The sequence below is a fragment of the Streptomyces sp. NPDC020965 genome, from assembly GCF_044333555.1.
Taxonomy (GTDB): Bacteria; Actinomycetota; Actinomycetes; order Streptomycetales; family Streptomycetaceae; genus Streptomyces.
The window spans coordinates 564374-589759 of the sequence record NZ_JBIRRE010000002.1 but is presented as its reverse complement, the minus strand read 5'-3'; the positions used below and the strand labels follow the sequence as shown (position 1 = coordinate 589759).

At 70.9% G+C, this 25386-nt stretch carries 23 protein-coding genes; 14 read left to right on the top strand and 9 right to left on the bottom strand.

The genetic code is table 11. The features are described from left to right. Nucleotides 1-232: 232 nt before the first annotated feature. Nucleotides 233-1759: a ricin-type beta-trefoil lectin domain protein gene (locus ACH4S7_RS09555; RefSeq protein WP_398520526.1), complete on the bottom strand. Its 1527-nt coding sequence runs from the start codon at nt 1757-1759 to the stop codon at nt 233-235. 136 nt (nt 1760-1895) lie between these two features. Between ACH4S7_RS09555 and ACH4S7_RS09550 the strand changes: the two genes are divergently transcribed. From ACH4S7_RS09550 to ACH4S7_RS09535, 4 genes are all read left to right on the top strand, one after another. Continuing rightward, complete coding sequence (locus ACH4S7_RS09550; RefSeq protein ID WP_398520525.1) at nt 1896-3302, top strand: class II fumarate hydratase; 1407 nt, start codon at nt 1896-1898, stop codon at nt 3300-3302. A 44-nt stretch (nt 3303-3346) separates the two neighbouring features. Further along, nucleotides 3347-4024: a DUF402 domain-containing protein gene (locus ACH4S7_RS09545; RefSeq protein WP_398520524.1), complete on the top strand. Its 678-nt coding sequence runs from the start codon at nt 3347-3349 to the stop codon at nt 4022-4024. Between the two features lie 467 nt (nt 4025-4491). Beyond that, complete coding sequence (locus ACH4S7_RS09540; protein ID WP_398520523.1) at nt 4492-6351, top strand: SpoIIE family protein phosphatase; 1860 nt, start codon at nt 4492-4494, stop codon at nt 6349-6351. Between the two features lie 397 nt (nt 6352-6748). Then, nucleotides 6749-8212: a catalase gene (locus tag ACH4S7_RS09535; protein ID WP_398520522.1), complete on the top strand. Its 1464-nt coding sequence runs from the start codon at nt 6749-6751 to the stop codon at nt 8210-8212. 167 nt (nt 8213-8379) lie between these two features. Here the strand turns inward: ACH4S7_RS09535 and ACH4S7_RS09530 are convergent, their stop codons facing one another. Continuing rightward, complete coding sequence (locus tag ACH4S7_RS09530; protein WP_398520521.1) at nt 8380-10656, bottom strand: transglycosylase domain-containing protein; 2277 nt, start codon at nt 10654-10656, stop codon at nt 8380-8382. Nucleotides 10657-10951: 295 nt separating this feature from the next. On the opposite strand from ACH4S7_RS09530, the gene ACH4S7_RS09525 reads away from it, so the two are divergent. The 5 genes from ACH4S7_RS09525 (at nt 10952) to ACH4S7_RS09505 (ending at nt 15922) form a co-directional block, all read left to right on the top strand. Next, entirely contained in the window at nt 10952-11884 is a 933-nt protein-coding gene (locus tag ACH4S7_RS09525; RefSeq protein WP_398520520.1) for an SPFH domain-containing protein, read from the top strand. Continuing rightward, the gene (locus ACH4S7_RS09520; RefSeq protein ID WP_398520519.1) at nt 11881-12129 is read left to right on the top strand and encodes a hypothetical protein; all 249 of its coding nucleotides are present in this window, start codon (nt 11881-11883) and stop codon (nt 12127-12129) included. The genes ACH4S7_RS09525 and ACH4S7_RS09520 overlap by 4 nt, the downstream gene beginning before the upstream one ends. 189 nt (nt 12130-12318) lie before the next feature. Continuing rightward, a complete protein-coding gene (locus ACH4S7_RS09515; protein ID WP_398520518.1) occupies nt 12319-12843 on the top strand; it encodes a PadR family transcriptional regulator in 525 nt (174 codons plus the stop codon). Next, nucleotides 12840-13526, top strand: coding sequence for an ABC transporter ATP-binding protein (locus ACH4S7_RS09510; RefSeq protein WP_398520517.1), 687 nt, complete (start codon nt 12840-12842; stop codon nt 13524-13526). The genes ACH4S7_RS09515 and ACH4S7_RS09510 overlap by 4 nt, the downstream gene beginning before the upstream one ends. Beyond that, a complete protein-coding gene (locus ACH4S7_RS09505) occupies nt 13523-15922 on the top strand; it encodes an FtsX-like permease family protein (protein ID WP_398520516.1) in 2400 nt (799 codons plus the stop codon). Before ACH4S7_RS09510 ends, ACH4S7_RS09505 begins: the two co-directional genes overlap by 4 nt. A 43-nt stretch (nt 15923-15965) precedes the next feature. Here the strand turns inward: ACH4S7_RS09505 and ACH4S7_RS09500 are convergent, their stop codons facing one another. Continuing rightward, entirely contained in the window at nt 15966-16907 is a 942-nt protein-coding gene (locus ACH4S7_RS09500) for a LysR substrate-binding domain-containing protein (protein ID WP_398520515.1), read from the bottom strand. A 200-nt stretch (nt 16908-17107) separates the two neighbouring features. On the opposite strand from ACH4S7_RS09500, the gene ACH4S7_RS09495 reads away from it, so the two are divergent. Then, complete coding sequence (locus tag ACH4S7_RS09495) at nt 17108-17551, top strand: hypothetical protein (RefSeq protein ID WP_398520514.1); 444 nt, start codon at nt 17108-17110, stop codon at nt 17549-17551. 10 nt (nt 17552-17561) lie between these two features. Here the strand turns inward: ACH4S7_RS09495 and ACH4S7_RS09490 are convergent, their stop codons facing one another. Then, entirely contained in the window at nt 17562-18335 is a 774-nt protein-coding gene (locus ACH4S7_RS09490; protein ID WP_398520513.1) for an aminotransferase class IV family protein, read from the bottom strand. Between the two features lie 12 nt (nt 18336-18347). Then, nucleotides 18348-18836: a MarR family winged helix-turn-helix transcriptional regulator gene (locus ACH4S7_RS09485; RefSeq protein WP_398520512.1), complete on the bottom strand. Its 489-nt coding sequence runs from the start codon at nt 18834-18836 to the stop codon at nt 18348-18350. A 148-nt stretch (nt 18837-18984) separates the two neighbouring features. Here ACH4S7_RS09485 and cutA point away from each other — a divergent pair, with 148 nt between their 5' ends. After that, entirely contained in the window at nt 18985-19383 is a 399-nt protein-coding gene (gene cutA / locus ACH4S7_RS09480; protein ID WP_398520511.1) for a divalent-cation tolerance protein CutA, read from the top strand. Nucleotides 19384-19390: 7 nt separating this feature from the next. Then, nucleotides 19391-19762 carry a hypothetical protein gene (locus ACH4S7_RS09475; RefSeq protein ID WP_398520510.1) on the top strand — a complete coding sequence of 124 codons (372 nt, stop codon included), beginning with the start codon at nt 19391-19393 and terminating at the stop codon, nt 19760-19762. Between the two features lie 23 nt (nt 19763-19785). Here the strand turns inward: ACH4S7_RS09475 and ACH4S7_RS09470 are convergent, their stop codons facing one another. Beyond that, complete coding sequence (locus ACH4S7_RS09470) at nt 19786-20649, bottom strand: endonuclease/exonuclease/phosphatase family protein (RefSeq protein WP_398520509.1); 864 nt, start codon at nt 20647-20649, stop codon at nt 19786-19788. Between the two features lie 520 nt (nt 20650-21169). Between ACH4S7_RS09470 and ACH4S7_RS09465 the strand changes: the two genes are divergently transcribed. Together ACH4S7_RS09465 and ACH4S7_RS09460 are read left to right on the top strand one after the other, a co-directional pair. Beyond that, nucleotides 21170-21724 carry a peroxiredoxin gene (locus ACH4S7_RS09465; RefSeq protein ID WP_398520508.1) on the top strand — a complete coding sequence of 185 codons (555 nt, stop codon included), beginning with the start codon at nt 21170-21172 and terminating at the stop codon, nt 21722-21724. Nucleotides 21725-21727: 3 nt separating this feature from the next. Next, nucleotides 21728-22264: an alkyl hydroperoxide reductase gene (locus ACH4S7_RS09460; RefSeq protein ID WP_398520507.1), complete on the top strand. Its 537-nt coding sequence runs from the start codon at nt 21728-21730 to the stop codon at nt 22262-22264. Nucleotides 22265-22355: 91 nt separating this feature from the next. Here ACH4S7_RS09460 and ACH4S7_RS09455 read toward each other — a convergent pair whose 3' ends face one another. The 3 genes from ACH4S7_RS09455 to ACH4S7_RS09445 form a co-directional block, all read right to left on the bottom strand. Continuing rightward, on the bottom strand, nt 22356-23054 hold the full coding sequence (locus tag ACH4S7_RS09455; protein ID WP_398520506.1) for a hypothetical protein: 699 nt from the start codon (nt 23052-23054) through the stop codon (nt 22356-22358). Then, nucleotides 23051-24466 (bottom strand): AI-2E family transporter, encoded by a 1416-nt coding sequence (locus ACH4S7_RS09450; protein WP_398520505.1) that lies wholly within the window; start codon nt 24464-24466, stop codon nt 23051-23053. The genes ACH4S7_RS09455 and ACH4S7_RS09450 overlap by 4 nt, the downstream gene beginning before the upstream one ends. A gap of 128 nt (nt 24467-24594) precedes the next feature. Continuing rightward, nucleotides 24595-25338, bottom strand: coding sequence for a transglycosylase SLT domain-containing protein (locus ACH4S7_RS09445; RefSeq protein WP_398520504.1), 744 nt, complete (start codon nt 25336-25338; stop codon nt 24595-24597). Nucleotides 25339-25386: the final 48 nt, after the last annotated feature.

Below are 25386 nucleotides of genomic sequence, written 5' to 3'. Positions count from 1 at the left end.
CCCACCCCGCCCCTTCCCGTAACCGGGGGCTCCGCCCCCGGACCCCCGGTCCTCAATCGCCGGACGGGCTGATTTTTGCTCCCCCGGACGCCGGACGGGCTGGAATTCAGCCCGTCCGGCGATTGAGGACACGCCCGCAGGGTGTGCGGGACCGACGGCGGCGCGCCCGGCACCGCGCCGAATCACCCCGGGGAGCCGAGAAGCCACCGACCGCGCCGGAGGCGACCCGTGGCTACGCGAACCGCTGGTTCGCCGCCCCCGAGCACGGCTGGAGCTTCAGCGCCTCACGGGCCGCGCCCTGGGTGACGCACAGGCTCTGCGCGTCCACCGGCCGCAGCGTGCCCGCCGTCTTCACGAAATTCTGGTTCCGCGCGCCCGAGCAGTCCCAGATGACCAGGGCGGCGCCCGCCCGGTACTCCGAGCCCGGTACGTCCAGGCAGCGGTCCTGGGTCAGTTCGGTGTGCAGGGAGCCCTTTCCGGCGTCGTACCACCAGTCCTGGTTACGGCCGCCGTGGCAGTCCCAGCCGGTCACCGCGGTCCCGTTCTTGGTGACCGCGCCGGTGACGTCCGGGCACTGGCCCGTCGCCTCGTTCCGCAGCGGGCGGTAGAGGTCGTCCCACGCACCCGTGACGAGTGCCGGGCGGCCGGACGACGCCACGTCCGCGCAGCTCGCCTCACGCGCCCCGGAGGCGTACATCCCGGTCAGACAGGTCGCGAATGCCTCGTGTCCCCGTGCGTTGGGGTGGAAGGACTGGCGGACCGAGTTGGCGTCCGGCGGGAAGTGACCGAGGTCGATGAAGAGGCCCCGGGCCCAGGTGTTCTCGCTACAGACCTCGTGGCCGTGGAAGAGCCGCGAGTTGTCGAGGTAGGTGGCGCCGGTGGTCCGGGCGGCCTGCCGGATGCCCTGCTGGAAGACCGGGACGGCCGTGTTCCGGCCCCAGACGGTGTCGGAGTCGTAGCCGAGGCCGCCGCAAATCAGCTTCCCGGGGAAGTTCGGGTTGTCCCGGAAGTCGGGTCCGATCGGGCTCGGGTAACCCATGACGACGAGCTTGTAGTCGGCGTCGGCGTACCCCGCGTCCCGCATCACCGTGCGCAGATCGCGGATGGTCCCCTCGACCTTGGGGACGAGCCGGTCGACCCGCGCCTGCCAGCCGGCCGCGTACTTCGTCTCGCACGGACCCTGGAGGGTGACGTAGCGGACGACGCAGTCGGTCATCACCGGACCGAACTGGAGGTCGTCGTTGGCGCCGGCCACCAGCAGCACCATCTTGAGGCGGGTGTTGCGCGCCTTGATGGCGAGGTTGTCGCTCTGCACCAGTTCGTCGGCGTACTGCTTGCTGCCGCCGATGCGGATGTTGCCGGTGTACGCGCCGGAGCAGGAGACGTTGTAGGTGACGTCGGCCGCGATTCCCGTGCGGTGGATGGCCGCGTCCGGTGAGCGATGACACCAGTTGTCGGGACCGTCCGTACCGGGTTCGTACGTGCCGACGCCCTCACCGGATATCTCGCTGTCGCCCAGCGAGATCAGTCCGGTCTTGCGCTGGGCCAGCGGGCGTTCCGCGGGGCTGCCGTAGAGCTTGACGGCCTCGGCGGCCCGGATGGTCTCCAGCGCCGGCGGGAGCGGTGCGGCGGTAGGCGCGACGGCGGCCGTACGGGCCTGGTCGGCGGCGGCGCCCGGTGCCGCCAGCCCTAAGAGACCTGCCGCCAGCGCGGCTCCGACCGCGACCGTGCGGTGGAACCTGAACCTCGTGCGTCTCACTGTGCCTCCCGGAATCGTGGTTATCAGGGGTATTTACTGGCCGGTAGCGCACTTGGGAATAGCTGTGACAAGACAAATGCTCAACTTCTCGTGGGGCGTGGGCCCCGCGCGGACCCAGCCAGGAGGCACGAACCCGATGTCCAATGCCGCCGCCGACGCCGACGACCACCGCATCGAGCACGACTCCATGGGCGAGGTGCGCGTCCCCGCGCACGCCAAATGGCGGGCCCAGACGCAGCGGGCGGTGGAGAACTTCCCGGTCTCGGGTCAGCGGCTCGAACCGGCGCACATCGCGGCCCTGGCCCGGATCAAGGCCGCCGCCGCCCGCGTCAACGCCGAGCTGGGTGTGATCGACCGGGACGTGGCGGACGCGATCGCCGTCGCCGCCGACGAGGTCGCGGCCGGCCGCTGGGACGAACACTTCCCGGTGGACGTCTTCCAGACGGGCTCCGGTACCTCCTCGAACATGAATGTCAATGAGGTGCTCGCCACCCTCGCGACCGAACGACTGGGCCGCCCGGTCCACCCCAACGACCAGGTGAACGCCTCCCAGTCGTCCAACGACGTCTTCCCCTCCTCGATCCACATCGCGGCCACCGCAGCCGTGACGGGTGAGCTGATCCCGGCCCTCGACCACCTGGCCACCGCCCTGGAGCGCAAGTCCGCCGCCTTCGCGGAGGTCGTCAAATCGGGCCGTACGCATCTGATGGACGCCACCCCCGTCACCCTGGGCCAGGAGTTCGGCGGCTACGCCGCGCAGATCCGGTACGGGATCGAGCGGCTCGAATCCGCCCTGCCCCGACTCGCCGAACTCCCCCTCGGCGGTACGGCGGTGGGCACCGGCATCAACACCCCGCCCGGCTTCTCCGCCGCCGTCATCGCCGAGGTCGCCCGCGCCACCAGACTCCCCCTGACCGAGGCCCGCGACCACTTCGAGGCGCAGGGCGCCCGGGACGCGCTGGTGGAGACCTCAGGACAGCTCCGTACCGTCGCCGTCTCCCTCACCAAGATCTGCAACGATCTGCGCTGGATGGCCAGCGGCCCCCGCACCGGCCTCGCCGAGATCAACCTCCCCGACCTCCAGCCCGGTTCCTCGATCATGCCCGGCAAGGTCAACCCGGTGATCCCGGAGGCCGTGCTCATGGTCGCCGCCCAGGTCACCGGCAACGACACCGCCGTCGCGGTCGCCGGCGCCTCCGGGAACTTCGAACTCAATGTGATGCTCCCGGTGATCGCCCGGAATCTGCTGGAGTCGATCCGGCTGCTGACCAGCGCGAGCCGACTGCTCGCGGACCGCACCGTCGACGGGATCACCGCCAACGCCGAACGGGCCCGGGAGTACGCGGAGTCGTCGCCGTCCGTGGTCACCCCGCTCAACAAGTACATCGGGTACGAGGAGGCCGCGAAGGTCGCCAAGAAGTCCCTCGCCGAACGGCGCACGATCCGTGAAGTCGTCCTCGAATCGGGCTATGTGGAGCGCGGCGCACTCACCCTGGAGCAGCTCGACGAGGCCCTCGACGTGCTCCGGATGACGCGCCCGTGAACCGGGTGACGGCGTCGTGGGGCGCGTACTCCTAAAATCTGCTCATGACAGGCACGGAACGCGTCGAACGCTGGGCGCCCGGGGACCAGATCCTCTGGCGCTATCGCGACCATGCCCGGAGTCCCGGTGGGGCCCGTGTGCACATCTGCCGTCCGGTGACGGTCGTCCGGGACACCCCCGAGCTGCTCGCCGTGTGGCTGGCCGCGGGCACGGAGTGCGTGAAACCGATACTCGCCGACGGCACCCCCGTCCACGAACAGCCGCTCGCCACCCGCTACACGGCGCCGCGCACGGTCGTCCGCGACCGCTGGTTCGGTACGGGGGTGCTCAAGCTCGCCCGCCCCGGTGAGCCGTGGTCGGTCTGGCTCTTCTGGGACCCCGACTGGGACTTCAAGAGCTGGTACGTCAATTTGGAGGAGCCCCGGGTCCGCTGGGCCGGTGGCGTCGACTCCGAGGACCACTTCCTGGACATCTCGGTCTTTCCCGACCGCAGTTGGGTCTGGCGCGACGAGGACGAGTTCGCCGAGGCACAGCGGGCGGGCCTGATGGACGCCCGGACGGCCCGCCGGGTGCGGGCGGGGGGAGCGGGCGCCGTGGCGGCCGTACGGGCCTGGGGAGCCCCGTTCTCGGACGGCTGGGAGCACTGGCGGCCGGACCCGGAGTGGCCGGTGCCCGAGCTGCCGGCCGACTGGGACCGTACGCCCGTGCGGATGGCGTCATGAGCGCGCCGCGCCCCCGTACGGTGACCGTGGCCCGCCCGAGGGCAACCGCCACCCGACCGGATACGGCCACGGCCGCCCCGCGACTCTTGACCACGCCCGCCGCCCGGTGGTCGGCCCGGACCCCACGACCCCCCTCTGAGCAGGGCGGGCACGGTGCACGGTACCCGCGCAAGATGTCTGACTCCCGCCCGGGAACGCGCTCCGGCGCAGACGGGGCCGTGAGACTCTTGATACGCCCCCAGGGGGCAAACGTAGGATCGTCGTCCGCAGGGCTGCGCCGTTCGGCCCCTGTTCGGTAACCATTGAGCTCAGCACACGACCTGACCTCAGGTCACCACGAGTCACTTCTATGGGGGTGGAGCTGTGCCGGATGCCCGCCACCCTGTCGACGCCACCCGCAGAGCGGGTATACCGCCTCATGAGGCGTTCGCATCGCACACCCGGCCCAGACGGACGGAAGCCCACGCGTGACGGAGCAGCCCACCTCCCACGAAGGCCGACAGCCCTTGGCTGCCCGGCCGCAGGAACGCACCCGGCCCCGGGCGGAGTCGGCCGGTTCCCCGGCCGTGCCCACGCCCCACGGGCCGCCGCAGGACCTGCAGGACCTCGCGGGGACGGCCAGGCGCGAGGGTGACCGGCTGCGCTTCGTGGGGGCGGCGACCCGTCGGATCGCCCGCGGCATAGACCTCGACGAGATCGTGCTCGGGCTCTGCCGGGCCACCGTGCCCACCTTCTCCGACGCGATCCTGGTCTATCTCCGCGATCCGCTGCCGGTGGGCGACGAGCGGCCGGTCTCACCCTTCGTGCTACGACTGCGCCGGACCGACCGGCTGCGTTTAGCCGATGAGACCGCGGACTTCGGCGGGGCCTCTCCCATCCCCGTCATCGATCCGCACAACGACCTGACCCCCGCCGCCGAGCTGTGCGAGGTGCGGGCGGGCGGCGCCCTGTCCGAGGTGCTGCGCGGGGTACGACCCGTCTTCGGCGACTCCGCCGCGGCGCGCGCAGCCCTGCCCGAGCTGCTCGGCGCCGAACGGACCGTGCCCAGCGGCCACCGCGCCATACTCGCCCCGCTGCGCGGCCGCCGGCGGGTGATCGGTGCCGCCGTCTTCCTGCGTCGGCCCGACCGGCCCGCCTTCGAGCCCAACGACCTGCTGGTCGCCGCCCAGCTCGCGACCCATACGGCGCTCGGTATCGACAAGGCGGTCCTGTACGGCCGGGAGGCGTACATCGCGGACGAGCTCCAGCGCACCATGCTGCCGGACTCGCTGCCCCAGCCGACCGGGGTGCGGCTCGCCTCGCGCTATCTGCCCGCGGCCGAGACCGCCCGGGTCGGCGGCGACTGGTACGACGCCATCCCGCTGCCCGGCAGCCGGGTCGCGCTGGTCGTCGGCGATGTGATGGGCCACTCGATGACCTCGGCCGCGATCATGGGCCAGCTCCGGACGACGGCGCAGACCCTCGCCGGGCTGGATCTGCCGCCGCAGGAGGTTCTCCACCATCTGGACGAACAGGCCCAGCGGCTCGGCAGCGACCGCATGGCGACCTGCATGTACGCGGTGTACGACCCGGTCTCGCACCGGATCACCATCGCCAACGCCGGACACCCGCCGCCCGTGCTGCTGCACCTGGGCGGCCGGGCCGAGGTGCTGCGGGTGCCCCCGGGCGCGCCGATCGGGGTCGGTGGGGTGGACTTCGAGGCCGTGGAGCTGGACGCCCCGGCCGGCGCCACTCTGCTGCTCTACACGGACGGCCTGGTGGAGTCCCGGCTGCGGGACGTCTGGACCGGGATCGAACAGTTGCGGGAACGGCTCGCCGCCACCGCACAGCTCACCGGTCCCGACCATTCACCGCCGCTGGAGGCGCTCTGCGACGACGTGCTGGACATGCTCGGCCCCGGCGACCGGGACGATGACATCGCGCTGCTCGCCGCCCGCTTCGACGGGATCGCGCCGAGCGATGTCGCCTATTGGTTCCTGGAGCCGGAGGACGCGGCACCGGGCCGGGCCCGGCGGCTGGCCCGCAGGGCACTCTCCCGCTGGGGTCTGGAGGAGCTGAGCGACGCGGTGGAACTGCTGGTCAGCGAGGTGGTCACCAATGCCGTGCGGTATGCGGAGCGGCCGGTGACCCTGCGGCTGCTGCGGACGGACGTGCTGCGCTGTGAGGTCGGGGACGACTCCCCGCAGTTGCCCCGGCAGCGGCGGGCGCGGGACACGGACGAGGGCGGGCGCGGGCTGTTCCTGGTGAACCGGCTGGCCCGGCGTTGGGGCGCGACCCGGCTCTCCAGCGGCAAGGTCGTCTGGTTCGAGCTGCCGACCCGGCTGTAGGGGGTACGGGCCGGGGGCAGCCCCGGCCGGGATCCAGGTCCTGAGAGGGGGAGGGGGGCGGGTGCGCGCCGGGGGTCACGACTCCGGGGCGCACCCGCCCCCCTCCGTCGTCCGGGGGAAATCGTCCGGGGCCCTCCGTCGTCCGGGGGAAGCCACTCCCGGGCGGGGGAAACAAGGCGGGCGGGGACCAGGGCCGGGGAGCCCTGCCGGGCGGGCGGGGGCCACGGGCCGAGGAGCCCTGCCGGGCGGGCGGGGGCCACGGCAGGGGCCGCCGCCCGGCCCCTCACCCGTCCAGCCCCGGACCCCGTCCAGATGTTGCCGACAATGTGTCGGCGGAGTTGACTGGGGAGCACGGCCGAAGCGACCCCACCCATCCCCCACGAACGGGAGAACGCTCGTGACCGAGTCATCCCCGAAGGCTCCGTACACGACCAACAACGCCGGGATCCCGGTGGAGAGCGACGAGCACTCGCTGACCATCAGTCCCGACGGCCCGATCCTGCTCCAAGACCACTACGTGATCGAGAAGATGGCCCAGTTCAACCGTGAACGGGTCCCCGAGCGGGTGGTGCACGCCAAGGGAGCGGGCGCGTACGGCGTCTTCGAGGTCACCCAGGACATCAGCCAGTTCACCAAGGCCGATCTGTTCCAGCCGGGCCGGCGCACCGAGATGCTGGCCCGCTTCTCGACGGTCGCCGGCGAGCAGGGCTCCCCCGACACCTGGCGCGACCCCCGCGGCTTCGCGCTGAAGTTCTACACCGAGCACGGCAACTACGACATGGTCGGCAACAACACGCCGATCTTCTTCGTCCGCGACCCGCAGAAGTTCCAGGACTTCATCCGCTCGCAGAAGCGCCATCCGGCCACCGGGCTGCGGAACAACGAGATGCAGTGGGACTTCTGGACCCTCTCCCCGGAGACGGCCCACCAGGTCACCTGGCTGATGGGCGACCGGGGCATCCCGAAGTCGTACCGCTTCATGAACGGCTACAGCTCGCACACCTATATGTGGGTGAACGCGGGCGGTGAGCGGTTCTGGGTGAAGTACCACTTCAAGACCGACCAGGGCGTCGACTTCCTCACCCAGTCGGAGGCCGATGAGCTGGCGGGTTCCGACGCGGACCGGCACCGGCGGGACCTGCACGAGTCGATCGAGTCCGGGAACGCGCCGAGCTGGAGCCTCAAGGTCCAGATCATGCCGTTCGACGACGCGCCGGACTACCGCTTCAATCCGTTCGACCTGACCAAGGTGTGGCCGCACGGCGACTACCCGCTGATCGACGTCGGACGGATGACGCTCAACCGGAACCCCGAGGACTACTTCGTCCACATCGAGCAGGCGTCGTTCGAGCCGTCGAACCTGGTGCCCGGGATCGGCGTGTCGCCGGACAAGATGCTGCTCGGCCGGCTGTTCTCGTACCCGGACGCCCATCGCTACCGGATCGGCACGAACTACGCACAGCTACCGCCGAACCGGCCGCACTCGGCGGTGAACTCGTACGCCAAGGACGGTGCGATGCGGTACGTGCCGTCGAACGCGGCGATGCCGTACGCGCCGAACTCCTTCGGCGGGCCGGCCGCCGATGTGGCGCAGTTCGGCGAACCGGCCGGCTGGGCCAGCGCGGGCGAGATGGTGCGCGAGGCGTACACCCTGCGCCGGGACGACGACGACTGGGGCCAGGCGGGCACCCAGGTCCGTGAGGTGCTGGACGACGCGGCCCGGGACCGGCTGGTGGCGAACGTCTCCGGGCATCTGGCGCAGGGCGTGTCCCGTCCGATCCTGGACCGGGCGTTCCAGTACTGGCGCAATATCGACAAGGGCGTCGGCGACCGGATCGCCAAGGCGGTGAACGGCGGCTGATCCCGCGGTCGGCCAGCGGTCGGCCGGCGTTCAGCGGGGTGGCACGCGAACGGCGGCCACCGTGCCGTACGGCGGCCGAACCGCCCCCGTACGAACGGTCCCCCCGGCAGCGATCTGCCGGGGGGACCGTTCGTACGCGGCTCGGTGATGCCGGGGCGCCGGGAGTTTTAGTCCCGGCCGCCCTGGCCGCCGTTTCCGCCGCTGCCGTTGCCGCCGCCGTTGCTGTTCCCGCCCCCGTTGGAGTTGCCCGGCTCCTCGGACTCGCCCGGGTCGGGCGACTCGGACTGGCTCGGCCTGCGGGACTCGCTCTCGCTGGGCGAGTTCGACGGCTCCTCGCGCTCCGGCTCGGACGACGACTCCGACGGCGTCGGCTTCGACTCGCTCTCCTCGGGCTCCGGCGACTCCCGCTCCGAGGGGCTCTCGCTGACCGACTCGGACGGTTCGGGCGAGCGCTCGATCCGGGCGGGCTCCTTGACCTCCAGGTCGAACCGGGCGGTGGCGTCCGCGCCGAGCGCCCCGGAGGTGTACTGCTGCCAGATCTGCGCCGGGACCCGGCCACCGCTGGCGCGGCGGCCCTCGTCGATGGTGTCGGTCAGGGTCACCTGACCGGTGCCGTCGGCCTTCTCGCCGAACAGTGCGACGGCGGTGACCAGCTTGGGCGTGTAGCCCACGAACCAGGCCGACCGGTTGTTCTCCGAGGTGCCGGTCTTGCCGGCCGCCTGGTAGTCGCCGCCCGCCCGGCTGCCGGAGCCGTTCCGCACGACACCCTGGAGGGCCGAGGTGACGGTGTCCGCCGTGCCCCGGCTCACCACCTGCTCCCCGGACTTCGCCGCGGGGCCGGCCTGGCGGACCTCGTGCTCGGCCGACTTGACGATCGTCGGTGTGACCTTCTTGCCGTGGTTGTCGAGGGTCGCGTAGACCGCGGCCATGTCCCAGGTGGAGGCGCCCATCGTGCCCAGCGACATGGCGGGCTGCTCGGGCCAGCCCTTGCCGTCGCTCATACCGAGGTCGAGGGCGGTCTTCTTCGTCTTGTCCGGGCCGACGTCCACGATCATCTGCGCGTAGACGGAGTTGACCGACTTCTCGGTCGCCCGCTGGACGGATATCTCCTTGCCGTGGTCCCGGTCGTCCTCGTTCTCCGGCGCGAAGGCGACCTCGCTGCCCTCGACCGGGCGCTTGCTGGTGCCGTCGTAGACCGTGTTGAGACCGATCGGGTCGCCACCCTGGGTCACCGAATCGTTCTCCAGGGCGGAGGCGAGCACGATCGGCTTGAAGGTGGAGGCGGGCTGGTAGTCGCGCCGGGTGGCGTTGGAGAGCCAGTGCTCGGTGGCGCCGACACCGCCGTAGAGGGCGACGACCTCACCGGTCTCGGGGTCGACGGAGGTCGCGCCGGCCTGGACGGTGGCGTCCTTCTTGTCGCCCTTGCGGTCGAGCTTGGCCTCAAGCTGCTTGTCGACGGCCCGCTCCAGCGCCTGCTGGCGCTTCTTGTCGATGTTGAGGGTGATCGTCCAGCCGCCGGCCTCGATGTCCTCTTCGCTGATGTTCCGCTTCACCAGCTCGGCGTTGGCGGCCTCCACCAGGTAGCCGGTCTGGCCCTCCATGCCGGGGGCGGCCTTGGGGGCCTTGGGCACGGGGAAGGTGAGACCGTCCCGGACGGGGGCGTCGAGCCAGCCCTCCTCGACCATGTTGTCCAGGACGTAGTGCCAGCGCTCGGTGACCAGCTTCTTGCCGGTGTCCGATGCGACCGCCCAGTCGTACTGGTTCGGGGCCTGGAGCAGGGCCGCGAGATAGGCGCCCTGGGCGACGTTCAGCTTCTCGGCGTCGACGCCGTAGTACGCCTGGGCCGCGGCCTGGATGCCGTACGCGCCCCGGCCGTAGTAACTGGTGTTGATGTAGCCGGCGAGTATCTCGCTCTTGTTCTTCTTCTGGTCGACCTTGAGCGAGATGACCAGTTCCTTCAGCTTGCGGCTGACCGTCTGGTCCTGGTTCAGGTAGAAGTTCTTGACGTACTGCTGGGTGATGGTCGAGCCACCCTGCTTGCCCTTGCCGGTGACGGTGTTGACCAGACCGCGCGCGGTGCCCTTGAGGTCGATGCCCGAGTCCTGGAAGAACGACTTGTTCTCGGCCGCGACGAACGTGTACTGGACGTCCTTGGGGATCTTGTCCAGGCCGACGATCTCCCGGTTGACCGTGCCGGTGCGGGTGAGGATCGTGCCGTCGCTGTACTTGTAGACGTTGCTCTGCAGTTCGGCCTCGGCGTTGGCCTTGGGTACGGGCACCAAGAGGTAGATCACGAAGAACGCGCCCATGACGAGCAGACAGATACCGAGGAACGTGCCCAACAGCTTCTTCCAGGTGAAGAAGCGCCGTATACCCGTGCGTCCGACCCGTCTGGTCTGACGCGCCTCGCGCTCTCGCGCCTGTCGCGCTTCCGCTCGGCCCATCGCTTGTCCGCTCCGCTCTTCGGTCTTCCGTTCAGGAAAGTGCCGTACCACCGGGTACCCCGCGCGACGACGGCGCAAGGAAACAGCTCAGAAAACTAGCACCGCTTGCTGTGACAAAGGTTCACTGATCAGCCCTTTCCGGACGTGACAATCAGCACCCCGTCTCCAGGAACCGACTCCCGAGAGGTGCGCAAGGTTGCGATCCGCGCTAATGTGTAATCACATTGCTAGCCAATCGCTAGCGAGCCCATAACGGGACGAATATTCCGTTCCCACACGACACACGGGGGATCCCATGACCGCCACCACGGCGACACCCAACGACGCGCCAGAGATGCCGACGCCACGGGTCCGCGAGTTCCAGGCCCACAGCATCGGCGGCGGCCTCGCCCTGCTGCTCGGACTGCTCGGGGTCGCCCTGGGCGCCGTGCTCATCGTGGCCGGTGCCGTTGTCGGCGGCACCGGACTGAAGGTCGCCCTGATCATCGCCGGCTGCCTCGTCGTCGTCGGCGCCTTCATCGCCATGGGCGGACTGAACATGGTCGCGCCCGGCGAGGCCCGCGTCGTCCAGCTCTTCGGCCGCTACCGAGGCACGATCCGCACCGACGGCCTCCGCTGGGTCAACCCGCTCACCTCGCGGGAGAAGATCTCCACCCGGGTCCGGAACCACGAGACCGCGGTCCTCAAGGTGAACGACGCCTACGGCAACCCCATCGAGCTGGCCGCGGTCGTGGTGTGGAAGGTCGAGGACACCGCGCAGGCGCTCTTCGAGGTGGATGACTTCCTGGAGTTCGTCTCCACCCAGACCGAGGCCGCCGTCCGCCACATCGCGATCGAGTACCCGTACGACTCGCACGACGAGGACGGCCTCTCGCTGCGGGGCAACGCCGAGGAAATCACCGAGAAGCTCGCGGTCGAGCTGCGCGCGCGGGTCGAGGCGGCGGGCGTGCACATCATCGAGTCCCGCTTCACCCACCTCGCGTACGCCCCCGAGATCGCCTCCGCGATGCTCCAGCGCCAGCAGGCCGGTGCGGTGGTCGCGGCACGGCGCCTGATCGTGGAGGGCGCGGTGGGCATGGTCGAGGAAGCCATCGCCCGGATCACCGAGCGGGATATCGTCGACCTCGACGCGGAGCGGAAGGCGGCGATGGTGTCCAACCTGATGGTGGTGTTGTGCGGTGACCGCTCGGCGCAGCCGGTCCTCAACACGGGCACGCTCTACCAGTGACCCCGCCGCCCGAGCGCAAACAGGTCCTGCTGCGGCTGGACCCGGTGGTGTACGAGGCGCTGGCGCGGTGGGCGTCGGACGAACTGCGCAGCGCGAACGCCCAGATCGAGTTCCTGCTGCGGCGGGCGCTGGCCGAGGCGGGGCGACTGCCGGGCGGAGTGGCGCCGATCCCCAAGCGGGGGCGGCCGACGACCCGGCCGGAATCCCCTCCCGAAACCCCTCCGAAGACCTCCCCCGAGGGATAAGGCATTCCTGGCGGATCGCGGCGAACCGGGCGACGAGAAGAATCACGGTGGGGCACCCTCGGACGGGGGTGCCCCACCGGTGTGCGGGGGCGCCGGGGCTCCCCGTACCGGACCAGAACGGGCCGTACGGCACCCCGGTGATTCCGACGGTGGTCCCCCTGAGGTATACACGCCGCGTATAGTGCCGACATGTCCATCGGTCACACGCTCCTCGGTCTGCTGGAGTCCGGGCCGCGCCACGGCTACGACCTGAAGCGCGCCTTCGACGAGAAGTTCGGTCACGACCGGCCCCTGCACTACGGGCAGGTCTACTCGACCATGTCCCGGCTGCTGAAGAACGGCCTGGTCGAGGTCGACGGCGTCGAGGCCGGTGGCGGCCCCGAGCGCAAGCGGTACGCCATCACCGAGGCCGGGATCACGGATGTCTCGCGCTGGCTCGCCCAGCCCGAGAAGCCGGAGCCGTACCTCCAATCGATCCTCTACACCAAGGTCGTGCTCGCCCTGCTGACCGGGCGCCACGCCGCCGATCTGCTGGACACCCAGCGCGGTGAGCACCTGCGGATGATGCGCATCCTCACCGACCGCAAGCGCCAGGGCGACCTCGCCGACCAGTTGATCTGCGACCACGCCCTCTTCCACCTGGAAGCGGATCTGCGCTGGCTTGAGCTGACCGCGACCCGGCTGGCGAAGCTGGCGGAGGAGATCAGTACATGATTCCGGCGGGATCCCTCCTCGTCGCCGAGGACCTGCGCAAGACGTACGGTCAGACCTCCGCGCTCGACGGCGCCTCCTTCTCCATCCACCCCGGCGAGGTCGTCGCCGTCCTGGGGCCGTCCGGCTCCGGCAAGTCGACCCTGCTGCACTGTCTCGCCGGGATCATCCGGCCGGACACCGGGCGCATCCGGTACGGCGGGCGCGAGCTGACCACTCTGTCGGACGCGGGCCGCAGCGCCCTGCGCCGTACGGACTTCGGCTTCGTGTTCCAGTTCGGACAGCTCGTACCGGAATTGAGCTGTACGGAGAACGTGGCCCTGCCGCTCCGGCTCGCCGGCGCCCGGCGCAAGGCGGCGGAGCAGTCCGCGCGCGAGTGGCTGGAGCGGCTGGAGGTCGACGACATCGGCGGGCAGCGACCCGGCGAGGTCTCCGGCGGCCAGGCCCAGCGGGTCGCGGTCGCCCGCGCGCTGGTCACCTCGCCCCGGGTGGTCTTCGCCGACGAGCCGACCGGGGCGCTCGACTCGTACAGCGGCGAACGCGTGATGCAGTTGCTGACGGACGCGGCCCGGCTCACCCAGGCCGCCGTCGTCCTGGTCACCCACGAGGCCCGGGTCGCCGCCTACTCCGATCGCGAGATCGTCGTGCGTGACGGCCGGACCAGGGACCCGGACCACGCGGTATGACCCTCCTCGACGAGCGCGGCACCACCGCGCCCGCCGTGCGCCACCGCCCCGGACCGGCCCTCGGCCGGGCGCGCGATCTGGCGCTCGGCGTCCGGTTCGGCGCGCTCGGCGGCCGGGAGGGTTGGATCCGCAACACCCTGACCGCCGTCGGCGTCGGGCTCGGCGTGGCCCTGCTGCTGATCACCTCCTCGATCCCGCAGGTCGTCGAGGCCCGCGAGGAACGCGGCGACCAGCGCACCCCGACGAGCTATCTGCGGACGGGGCCGGCGAAGCCCACCGCCACCACGACCGTCTGGGCGGACATCTCCACCGAGTACCGTGCCGACACCGTCAGGGGCACGCTGCTGCGCGCCGACGGCGACCATCCCGCGCTGCCCCCGGGCGTCCTCGAACTCCCGGGGCCCGGCGAGATGCTGGTCTCCCCCGCCCTGGCCGAACTGCTCGCGTCGCCCGAGGGCCGGCAGTTGGACCGGCGGCTGGACTACCGCGTGGTCGGCACCGTCGCGAAGGCGGGCCTGCTCGACCCCGGCGAACTCCTCTTCTACGCGGGCAGCGCGACGCTGTCCCCGACCAACGGCGGCGAGCGCACCAACGGTTACGGCGGCCGGGACTTCGCCCACGGCGGGATCGACCCGATCCTCTCCGTACTGGCCACGCTGATCGTGGTCGTCCTGCTGATGCCGGTGGCGGTGTTCATCGCCACCGCGGTCCGCTTCGGCGGCGACCGCCGCGACCGCCGGCTGGCGGCGCTGCGGCTGATCGGCGCGGACGCCCGGATGACCCGCCGGATCGCCGCGGGCGAGGCCCTGTTCGGCTCCGTGCTCGGGCTGCTCGTGGGGGGCGCGGTCTTCACCGTCGCCCGGCTGTTCGCCGGTTCGGTACGGATCTGGGGCCTGAGCGCCTTCCCTTCGGACATGGTCCCGCTGCCCCGGCTGACCGCGCTCATCGTCCTCGCCGTGCCCGTGGCGTCGGTCGTGGTCACCCTCTTCGCGCTGCGCTCGGTGGTGATCGAACCGCTCGGGGTCGTCCGGAGTTCGACGCGGCGCCGGCGCAGGCTCTGGTGGCGGCTGCTGACACCGCTCGCCGGGGTGGCCCTGCTGCTGGCCGCGGAGGCCGTCGCCGAGGACCACCATCCGGAGCTGATCTACCCGATACCGGTGGCGACCGGGGCGGTGCTGGTGCTCCTCGGGGTCACGGCGCTGCTGCCGTGGGCGATCGAGGCGGGGGTGGGCAGGGTGCGCGGCGGCCCGGTCTCCTGGCAGCTCGCGATCAGGGGCCTACAGCTGCGGAGCGACGCGGCGGCCCGGGCGGTGAGCGGCATCATGGTCGCGGTGGCCGGGGCCATCGCCCTCCAGATGGTGTTCGCGGCGATGCTCGACGATTTCCACGAGGTCACCGGCAGCAGCCCGGCCTGGAACCGGATGAACGTCACCGCGGGATACCCGAGCACCGACCTGACCGAACGGATGATCAAGGAGTTCGGCGCCACCGAGGGCGTCCACGCGGTGACCTCGGTGATCAACGCGTCGGCGCACCACCCCCGTAACCGCCCGAAGAACCCGGACGATCCCTGGCTCAGCGTCGCGCTGATCGTCGGCGACTGCCGGGAACTGGTGAAGCTGGCCCGGATCACCTCCTGTGCGGACGGCGACACCTTCGTGGCACGCGACTCGAAGAACAAGTGGGCGCGCGAGTGGCTCGACCGGACCGCCCGCAAGGGCGAGGAATTGATCATCGGCGAAGGCGCGAACGCTCCTCGGTGGACGCTGCCGCTGGACTCCCCGACGGTGGCGCCCCGCGCCCAGAACGATTTCTGGGAGTACGACGGCATCTACGCGACCCCCGGCGCGATCGACGCCGACCGCCTCCCCCACGGCTCCACCACGGCGATGATCGAGATCGAGGAGGACTCGCCCGCCGCCCATGACGCGATCCGGGACACCGCGGCCCGACTCGATCCGACGATGTCCATCTGGACGCTCCGCGCGATCGAGCGGGACCAGAAGTACGCGAGCATCCAGACGGGGCTGCGGGCGGGCGCGACGGCGACGATGATCCTGATCGCGGCGTCGATGCTGGTCTCGCAGATCGAGCAGTTGCGGGAGCGCAGACGGCTGCTGTCGGTGCTGCTGGCCTTCGGTACCCGGCGCTCGACGCTCGCCTGGTCGGTGCTGTGGCAGACGGCGGTGCCGGTGGTCCTGGGCACGGCGGTGGCGGTCGCGGGCGGACTGCTGCTGGGCACGGCGATGCTGAAGCTGATGGCCAAGGAGGTGACGGAGTGGTGGCTGTTCCTGCCGGTGGCGGGGACGGGCGCGGGGGTGATCCTGCTGGTGACACTGCTGAGCCTGCCGTCGCTCTGGCGGCTGACCCGCCCGGACGGCCTGCGGACGGAGTGAGGCACCGGCCGTGCTCACGGCACGGCCACCGGCACCGGCACCGCTACGGGAGGGGGCGTACGGGCAGCGGGCGCAGGACCCCGCGCAGCGCCTCCGCGAACTCCTCGAACTCACCCTGGCGGGCCGCCCCCGCCCGCATCGCCAGCGCGATCCGCCGGGCCGGTGCCGGATCGGCGAAGTACCCCGTCCGGAGGCCGCCCCGGCCGGTCTCCACCTCGACGGCGATGCGCGGCAGCAGGGTCACCCCGAGCCCGCCCGCCACGAGCTGCACCAGGGTGGCGAGACCGGCCGCGGTCGTGGTCACCGGGGTATCGGTGCCGCGCCCCGCCTCCCGGCAGATGTCGAGGGCCTGGTCACGGAGGCAGTGCCCCTCGTCGAGCAGCAGGAGGGGGAGTTCCCGCAGCGCCTCGCGGGGCACGTCGCGCCGACCGCCGAGCCGGTGATCGTCCGGGACGACCAGGACGAAGTCCTCCTCGAAGAGCGGTAGCTCCGTGATGCCCGGCACCCCCAGCGGCACGGCGAGCAGCAGCAGATCGAGCCGTCCGGCGGTGAGCCCGTCGAGCAGCGAGGTGGTCTGTTCCTCGTGGACCTGGAGGTCCAGCTCGGGGTAAGTGCTGTGGACGAGCCGGAGGACGTGCGGCAGCAGATAGGGCGCGACGGTGGGGATCACCCCGAGCCGGAGTACGCCGGTGAAGGGGGCCCGTACCGCCTCCGCCTCCTCCATCAGCGCGCCGACGGCGGTCAGCACCGCCTTGGCGCGGACGGCGAGCCGCTCACCGGCCGCGGAGAGCAGCACCTTCCGGGTCGTGCGCTCCAGGAGTTGGACGCCGAGGACGTCCTCCAGGGCGGACACGGCGCCGGAGAGCGCGGGCTGGCTCATGCCTATCGCGGCGGCGGCATCACGGAAGTGGAGGTGTTCGGCCACGGCGGCGAAGGCGCGCAGTTGCGCGAGGCTGGGCTGTTTGCCCCGGCTCACCACAGTCATTGATAATTCCTTCCAATCAGTTCCCCGATTCTAATCGCCTCTTCCGGCCTCCTTCACCGAGCGGGCCGAGCGCCAGACAGGGAGGAGCGCGACCCGGATGTGACGCGAACCACACCCGTGCGACCGATTCCTTTCGCCCACCTGCTCGGTCATACGTTCGACAACGCAGCGATGCGCCCCTCGCACGAAGGCCGGACACCATGTCACAGAACACCGAGACCCCCCGCCCCGACGCCGAACTCCGCCGCTTCGACCGCATGATCGGCTCCTGGAAGGTGAGCGGGGGCGCGGAGGGTACGGTCACCTACCGCTGGCAGGAGGGCGGCTTCTTCCTCATCCAGGACATCGAGCTGGAGCAGTACGGCCAGCGGATCACCGGCTTCGAGGTGATCGGCCGGGAGAAGCCCTTCGGCGCGGACGAGCCGGGCGACGACATCAGGTCCCGCTTCTACGACAGTCAGGGCAATACCTTCGACTACGTCTACGAACTGGCCGGCGAGACACTGACGATCTGGGGCGGCGAGAAGGGCTCGCCCGCCTACTACCGGGGCGAGTTCAGCGCGGACGGCTCCACCGTGACCGGCGCGTGGGTCTACCCCGGGGGCGGCGGCTACGAGTCGGTGATGACCCGCCTCCCCCGCTGAACCTCCGTCGTCAGACGGGCTCGGCGGCCACCTCCGCGTACGCCTGCCGCAGGCTGTCGAGTACGGGGTGGTCGCCGGGCAGCTCCGTCCCGTCGATCCGGGAGATCGCCCGCACCCCGACGGCAGCGTTGGTGGCGAAGGCGGCCCGCATCGACGGCACGTCCGCCAGGGGGACCGGGGCGACACGGTGGTCCCGGGCCCCCTGAAGGAGCCGCATCGTGATGCCCGGCAAGCAGTCGGCCTCGGGCCAGACCACCCGCTCGCCGTCATGGAACCCGATGTTCCAGGTGCCGCCCTCGGAGACGAGCCCGTCGGGGGTGACGAAGAGGGCGTCGTCGAAACCGCCGAGTCGGGCGGCCCGCCGCTGGTGGAGCGCGCCGAAGAGGCCGACGCCCTTCACCTGCGGGACGTCCCGGACATAGCGGGTGGACGACACGCTCAGCGGCGGCGGCGAGAGCGTCCCCGCCGCCCGCCGCACCACCAGGACCTGCGGGTCCACGGCGCGTTCGGGCCGGCCGATGTCGATCGCCGGATCGAAGACGGTGACCCGGATCACGGCCGCCCCCCGGTCCGGCACCATCCGCCGCACCAGTGCCCGTACCCGCGCCGGGTCGAGATCGACACCGAACAGGGTCCGGCAGTCCCGCTCCAGCCGCTCCAGATGGAGGGAGAACCCCCGGACCCGGCCGTCGTCCACCCGGAGGGTGGTGAAGTGCCCGTAGTTGGTGAGGGCGAGGGCCTGAAGCTGCTCGGCCGCGACGGGGAGCCCATTGAGTTCTGCCACCCCCTCAGCATCTCAGCCGCCGCTGGTCGCACCCGCCCGCCGCACGTTGTCGATCATCCTGCGGAGCACCTTGAGCGCGATGACGTACTCGTCGTCGGCTATCCCGTCATGGACCTCCGTCCGCACCTCGGTGACCAGCGTCTTGATCCGCGCCTTGGCCGCGCGCCCGTCGTCCGTGAGGCCCAGCCGGCCATCGGCGTCCGCGTCGAGCCACCCACGGTGCAGCAGTTGATCGACCACGCGGGACACGTCGTGCGGGCCGTCCGCGACCTCCGCGAGATGGCTCACCACCTCCTCCCGCGTCGGCGGTTCGCCGCCGCTGTCCACCCGGTTGAGCGTCCACCACTGCGGCTGGGTGACGTCCAGGCGGGCCATGGCGTCGCGGATGTGGTTGATGACGGCCTGGTGCGCCGCACCGCTCCAGTAGCCGATGGGCTGTGCGGCGAGCGCGTCATCCGTCACGGCGGGGTCGGCGGGCGAGGGGATGGTGGTCCGGGTCATGGCGTCACCTCTGCGATCGGGGTCCGTCCGGTACGGGACCGACGCTAAGACCTCGACTCCACTTGAGGTCAAGACCCGCACGAGCGCCCCACGTCGGCCGCGTCCCGCCCGAACCCCCGGCCCGACCCGAGCCCTTAGGCTCACCGGCATGACCACCACACCGGACCACGCCGTGGTGACCACGACCACGGCGACCGAGGCCGCCGCCCGGACCCTGGCGGCCCGTGCCGTCGAGGAACGACTGGCCGCGTGCGCCCAGATCTACCCGATCTCCTCCGTCTACCGCTGGGAGGGAGCCATCGCCCAGGACCGCGAGTGGCGCGTCGACTTCAAGACGCGCGGCGATCTGGTGGAGCGACTGTCCGCGTTCCTCACGGAGCACCACGACTATGAGACGCCCGAGGTCATCGCGGTGCCGGTGGTGGCGGGTTCGGCGGGGTATCTGGACTGGGTGACCCGGGAGACACGGCCTGACCGGTCCGGTCCGGCCCCGGTGTCTCCCCGTCCGGCGTCCACACCTGTCCAGGAGATCCGTCCGACCGCATAATGCGGCGATGGAGAGCAATCAGGTGGCCCTCGACTGCGCACTGCCCATCGAGGAGCGGATCAGACGGCTCGCGGAGGCGTGGATACGGGACGGTCGCGGGAGCGACCATCTGGTGACCGGCAAGGCGTTCTTCGCCGTGTACTCCTGGCATTTCAGGCACTGGACCGACTACGACATCGCCTGGGCGGAGTACGTCGCCGCCTCGTACGACTCCCTCGGCGGCAGCGACGGTTGGAAGGCCATGCTGCGCGAACGCGTCTTCTGCGACGGCTGCGGGGACCGGTACCGGATGGAGAACATCGGGCTCTGCACCGGATGCATGCGGTACACCTGCTACGCCTGCGGCGCCCATGGGTCCTGCACCGGCGAGACCCTCTGACCGCCCGGGGGGGGGGACACGACCTAGGGAAGGCGCGGCAGGGCGGTGGCCACCAGGTCGGCGACGACCGCGGCGTGGTCGGAGGGCCAGACCCCGCCGACCGGGCCGTCCCCCGCGCGCCGGACGGCGCCGACGCGGCCGATCCCCCGGAGACCGGGCTGACCGACATGGATGTAGTCGATGCGGACGCTCGGTTCGGAGTACTGCGCGACATACGGGTTCGCCAGATCCCAGGTGTTCGACGGCGCCGCCGGGTCGGCGTACTCCCAGGCGTCCAGGAGGACTTGACCGGGGACGGCCGGGGCGGTCTTGTAGCCGCCGAGCAACCGGATCTCGTCCGAGTCCGGCCAGGCGTTGAGGTCCCCGGTGACCACCGGGGGAAACTCCGTCCCGCCACGGTGGCCCGCAATGAACCCGGCGAGTTCCACGACCTGTGCGCAGCGGACGGCCGAGCCGTCGATGTCCGAGCTCAGATGGGTGGTGAAGAACGGCACCCGGCCGGCCGGCGCGTCCAACAGCGCGTACAGCGCCAGCCTGCCGTCATCGTCGCCATCGGCGGCGGGCAGCCGTGCCACCGCGCGGTCCAGGATGGGCCACCGGCTCAGTACGGCGTTGCCGAAGTCGACGGTCGAGTCACCGAGGTGGTTCTGCCACCGTTCGGGCGCGGTCGACGCGGCCCAGGTCCAGTGCATACCGAGTTCCTCCGCGAGCCACTCCGCGAGGTTCTCCCCACCCTGTGCCCAGACCTCCTGGAGTCCGACGACATCCGGCCGCAGTTCGCGCAGCACGGTGAGGATCGCCTTCTGGCGCTGCTCCCAGGGCCCGAACCGCCACCACACGTTCCAGGTCAGCACTCGCACGCCGTTCCCGCCCGCTCCCGTGTCCATGGGCGCATTCTGCGGGCGCCGGGCCCCGCTCGGGGAGGGGCCAGCGGCAATCCCCAGGGGACCTGCCGGGGCATCCGTGGAGTGGCCCGGGGCCGCGGTCACGGATGGTAGAGCGCCCCCGGCGCAGGACACGATCGCGGATGCGGGACACGCTCACGGGCCGGCGCCTCGATCACGTGCGCCCGGGCCCGATCCCGTAACCCCGCGCTCGATCCCGTACCGCTCGCTCGGTCCCGTAACCCCGCACTCGATCCCGTACCGCTCACCGAATGTCGTACGCTCTCTCGATTTCAGCAACTCCTCGGGGGAGAATGTCACCGCGCACCCCCGCCCGCCCGCCGACGGCCGGCCGGGGGACGCCACGCCGGGGACACCTGGGCCGCCCCCACCGAGGGGCCGAAACCGGTCATGATTGATCGGTCACCCTGATCACACTGACCAGATTGATCGATTTCACCAGGGATCACCGATGTGACAGGGTGCAAATGTCCAACCCCCTCACGCACCCTGGAGTAACACTGTGCTGACTGTCGGCGACCAGTTCCCCACCTTCGAGCTCACCGCCTGCGTCTCCCTGGAGACCGGCAAGGAGTTCGAGGTCATCAACCACAAGTCCTACGAGGGCAAGTGGAAGGTCGTCTTCGCGTGGCCCAAGGACTTCACCTTCGTCTGCCCCACCGAGATCGCCGCCTTCGGCAAGCTGAACGACGAGTTCGCCGACCGCGACGCCCAGGTCCTCGGCTTCTCGGGTGACTCCGAGTTCGTCCACCACGCCTGGCGCAAGGACCACGCCGACCTGCGTGACCTGCCCTTCCCGATGCTGGCCGACTCGAAGCACGAGCTGATGCGCGACCTCGGCATCGAGGGTGCCGACGGATTCGCGCAGCGCGCCGTCTTCATCGTGGACCCCAACGACGAGATCCAGTTCACCATGGTGACCGCTGGTTCCGTCGGCCGTAACCCCAAGGAGGTCCTGCGGGTGCTGGACGCCCTGCAGACCGACGAGCTGTGCCCGTGCAACTGGACCAAGGGCGAGACCACCCTTGACCCGGTCGCGCTGCTGGCCGGTGAGTGACCCATGTCGCTCGACGCGCTGAAGTCCGCTCTGCCGGACTACGCCAAGGACCTGAAGCTGAACCTCGGCTCGGTCATAGGCAACAACGACAAGCTCTCGCAGCAGCAGCTCTGGGGCACCGTCCTCGCTACCGCCATCGCCTCGCGCAGCCCCATCGCGCTGCGTGAGCTGGAGCCCGAGGCCAAGGCCAACCTCTCCGCCGAGGCGTACCAGGCCGCCAAGGCCGCCGCCGCGGTCATGGCGATGAACAACGTCTTCTACCGGACCCGGCACCTGCTCTCGGACCCCGAGTACGGGACGCTCCGCGCCGGTCTGCGGATGAACGTCATCGGCAACCCGGGTGTGGAGAAGGTCGACTTCGAGCTGTGGTCGCTCGCCGTCTCCGCGGTCAACGGCTGCGGCCAGTGCCTCGACTCGCACGAGCAGGTGCTGCGCAAGGCCGAGCTGGACCGCGAGACGATCCAGGAAGCGTTCAAGATCGCGGCCGTTGTCCAGGCCGTCGGCACGACGCTCGAAGCGGAAGCCGTGCTGGCTCAGTAGTCGTCCATGAGTGACGCGGAAGGGGCCCTCGCCGACACAGGTCGGCGGGGGCCCCTTTCCCGTACACCTCGATCCTGACTTCCCGTACGGCTCAGTCCTGTAGCTTGCTCATCAGCCGTCGCATGTCCTTGATCATGTGCGGTTCGATGCCCGCCAGGCTGACCGCCCGCTGCGAGCCCTCGGGGCCGCTCACACCGGGGTAGAGCGTCAGCACGAGCACCGCCTGACCGTCCAGGACATGGAGTGACGGGAATTCGTCCCGGCCGTCCTTGCCCGCGTACGCCCGCTCGCCGAGGCCGTCGACCCGCTCCAGCGAATCCTGCGGCGTCAGCCCCATCGTCATCTCCGTCTCGACGCTCGCCTCGAACTCGGGGGCCGGGTCGGTCTTGCGGTGCAGGGTGTAGCGGACAAGAACGCCCGACGGTCGCTCCGCGCCCCCCTCGACGGCCTTCGCGAAACCGAGCGAGCAGGTCGCCAGGGACCGGGCGGGGTGGTCACGGAAGGTCGAATCCGGGGTCTGTCGGGCGCCCAGCACCCGGCCCACCGCCGTCAGCTCCGCGTCCCGGCAGAGATCGCGGCTGACCCGGTAGTCCCCGGTATCGGGGTCGGACGCCTCATGGACATACAGTCCGGCCGCCCAGACCACCGACGCGGCCGCCGCTCCCCCGGCCGCCCACAGCCAGGGCCGGGCGCCGCGCGGTTCCGGCGCCGCGTCGTCGGTGACGGCCTCCGGGACCTCCGCACGGACCCCCGGATCGTCGCTCCCCACCAACTCCGGCTCGGAGATCATGCGCGCTCCTCCGCCGACGTCCGTTCCTCCGCCGACGCGGGGGCCGGGGCCGGCGCGGCCTCCGCGGCCGGCGCGGGCTCACGCTGCGGCGGCACCTGCCGCAGCGCCTGTTCCTTCGCATACGCGCGGAGATAGCCGACCACCGTGTTCGTGACCGCCACCAGCGGCACCGCCACGACCGCGCCGCCGATCCCGGCCGTCAGCCCACCGGCCGCGACCGCCAGCACGACGGCCAGGGGGTGCACCCGCACCGCGCGGCCCAGGATGAACGGCTGGAGCACATGGCCCTCGATCTGCTGGACGGCGAGCACCACGATCAGCACCATCAGCGCCGTGAAGACGCCGTGGGTGACGAGGGCGACGACCACCGCCAGCGCGCCCGACATGACCGCACCGACCAGCGGGATGAAGGCGAAGAGGAAGATGAAGACGGCGAGCGGTACCGCCATCGGCACATCGAGGACCCAGATCCCGAGGCCGATGAAGATCGCATCGATCAGCGCCACCAGCACCGTGCCCCGCACATAGGCGGTCAGGGTGCGCCAGGCGCGCGGGCCCGCTCCGGCGACGCCCTCCCGGGCCTGCGCCGGGACCAGCTTCAGCGTCCACTGCCAGATGCGCTTCCCGTCGTAGAGCAGGAAGAGCGTGGAGAACATCGCCAGCAGCAGACCGGTGAGGACCTCCACCATCACCGTCACACCCTGCAGCCCGGCCGAGGTGATCTCCTCGGTGTTGGTGCCGATGGTGTCGCTGAGGTTCTTGGCGAGGTCGTTGATCTGGCTCTCGGTGACATGGAACGGGCTGTCCAGCAGCCAGCGCTTCAGCTCCTCGATGCCGTCCCTGACCCGGTCGGAGAGATTGTCGAGGTTATCCATCACCTGCCAGACCACGAACCAGCCGACCAGGCCCATGACGACGAACCCCGCGATGGCCGTGACCGCCGTCGCGAGTCCGCGCGGCAGGCCGAGCCGGCGCAGCCGGGACACGGTCGGATGGAGCAGTGCGGTGATCAGCAGCGCGGCGACGAAGGCGAGCACCACCAGTTGGACGGCGCTGATGATCCGCATCAGCACCCAGAGCGTGCCCGCCAGGACCAGCAGCCGCCAGCCCGCCTCGGCGGCGACCCGGATCCCCCAGGGGATCGCGGCCACCGGGTCGGGGCGGGGCTGGACCGCGGGGGCGTACGCGGGCGGCGGCGGGACGCTCTCGGGCGGTCCCGGCGTCACCGCCGCGCCCTCGGCGCCGGTCCCCGCGGCGGCGTCGCGCGTCTTTCCGTCGGACTTCCGCCGGATGTCGTCGCCGTACGGGTCGTCGTCGTACGGGTCGTCCCGCTCACGGCGCTCGCCGAAGCCCTTCGACATCCGTGTGACCCCGGCGCCCAGCCCGGCGAGCCACCCTGGCACTCGTGACATGACTCTGCTTCCCCCATGAATCCCTCTCCGGGAGCCCCCGGAACCGCCGACGGTACACGCACCGGAGCCCCTCCCCGTAAGGACGGGGAGGGGCTCCGGGAAGTTGAGCGGTGGCCTGCCGGTAGCTGCTAGTACCAGCGGTTGGCCTTCCAGAACTCCCATGCGCCACAGGGGCTGTCGTAGCGCTCGTTCATGTAGTTCAGGCCCCATTTGATCTGGGTCGCCGGGTTGGTCCGCCAGTCGGCGCCCGCGTCGCTCATCTTGGTCGCGGGCCACGCCTGGACCAGGCCGTACGCGCCGGACGACGGGTTCGTCGCCTTGTAGTTCCAGGTGGACTCGCGCTGCACGATGTTGCTGAAGCACTGGAACTGGTCGCCCGGGATCATCTGCCGGGCCATGGCCTTGACCTCGGCGACGCTGTAGGAACCCTGGACGGAGAAGCTCGAAGCGTCGCGGGCGGAGTCGCGGCTGGCGCGCTCCTTCTCCTGCTCCTTCTTCTCCTTCTCGGCCTTCTCCTTGGCCTCGCGCTCCGACTTGGCCTTCGCGTCGGCGGCGTCCTTCTTCTCCTGCGCGGTCTTCGCGGCCTGGAGACGGGCGGATTCCTCCGCGGCCTTCTTGGCCGTCGCGTCGGCGGCGGCAGCCTGCGCGTCGGCCTGTTCCGTCAGTGACGAAACCTGGATCTGGGCCTGCTGGCCCATGGGTATGTCAGCGAGGAGGGTGGCTCCGGAGGCGGTCGTCTCCAGGTTCTCGCTTGAGGACTGGGGGTCGCCCGAGGCGACGCCGACGACGGCTCCGACGGTGGTGACCGCGGTGGCGGATGCCACGGCGAATCCCCGGACCGAGATCCGGCTCACACGGTTTCCTTCCAGCATCGCCCGCGCAGGTGACCCCGCGGATGAATCGCGCCCCTGGCACTGGCC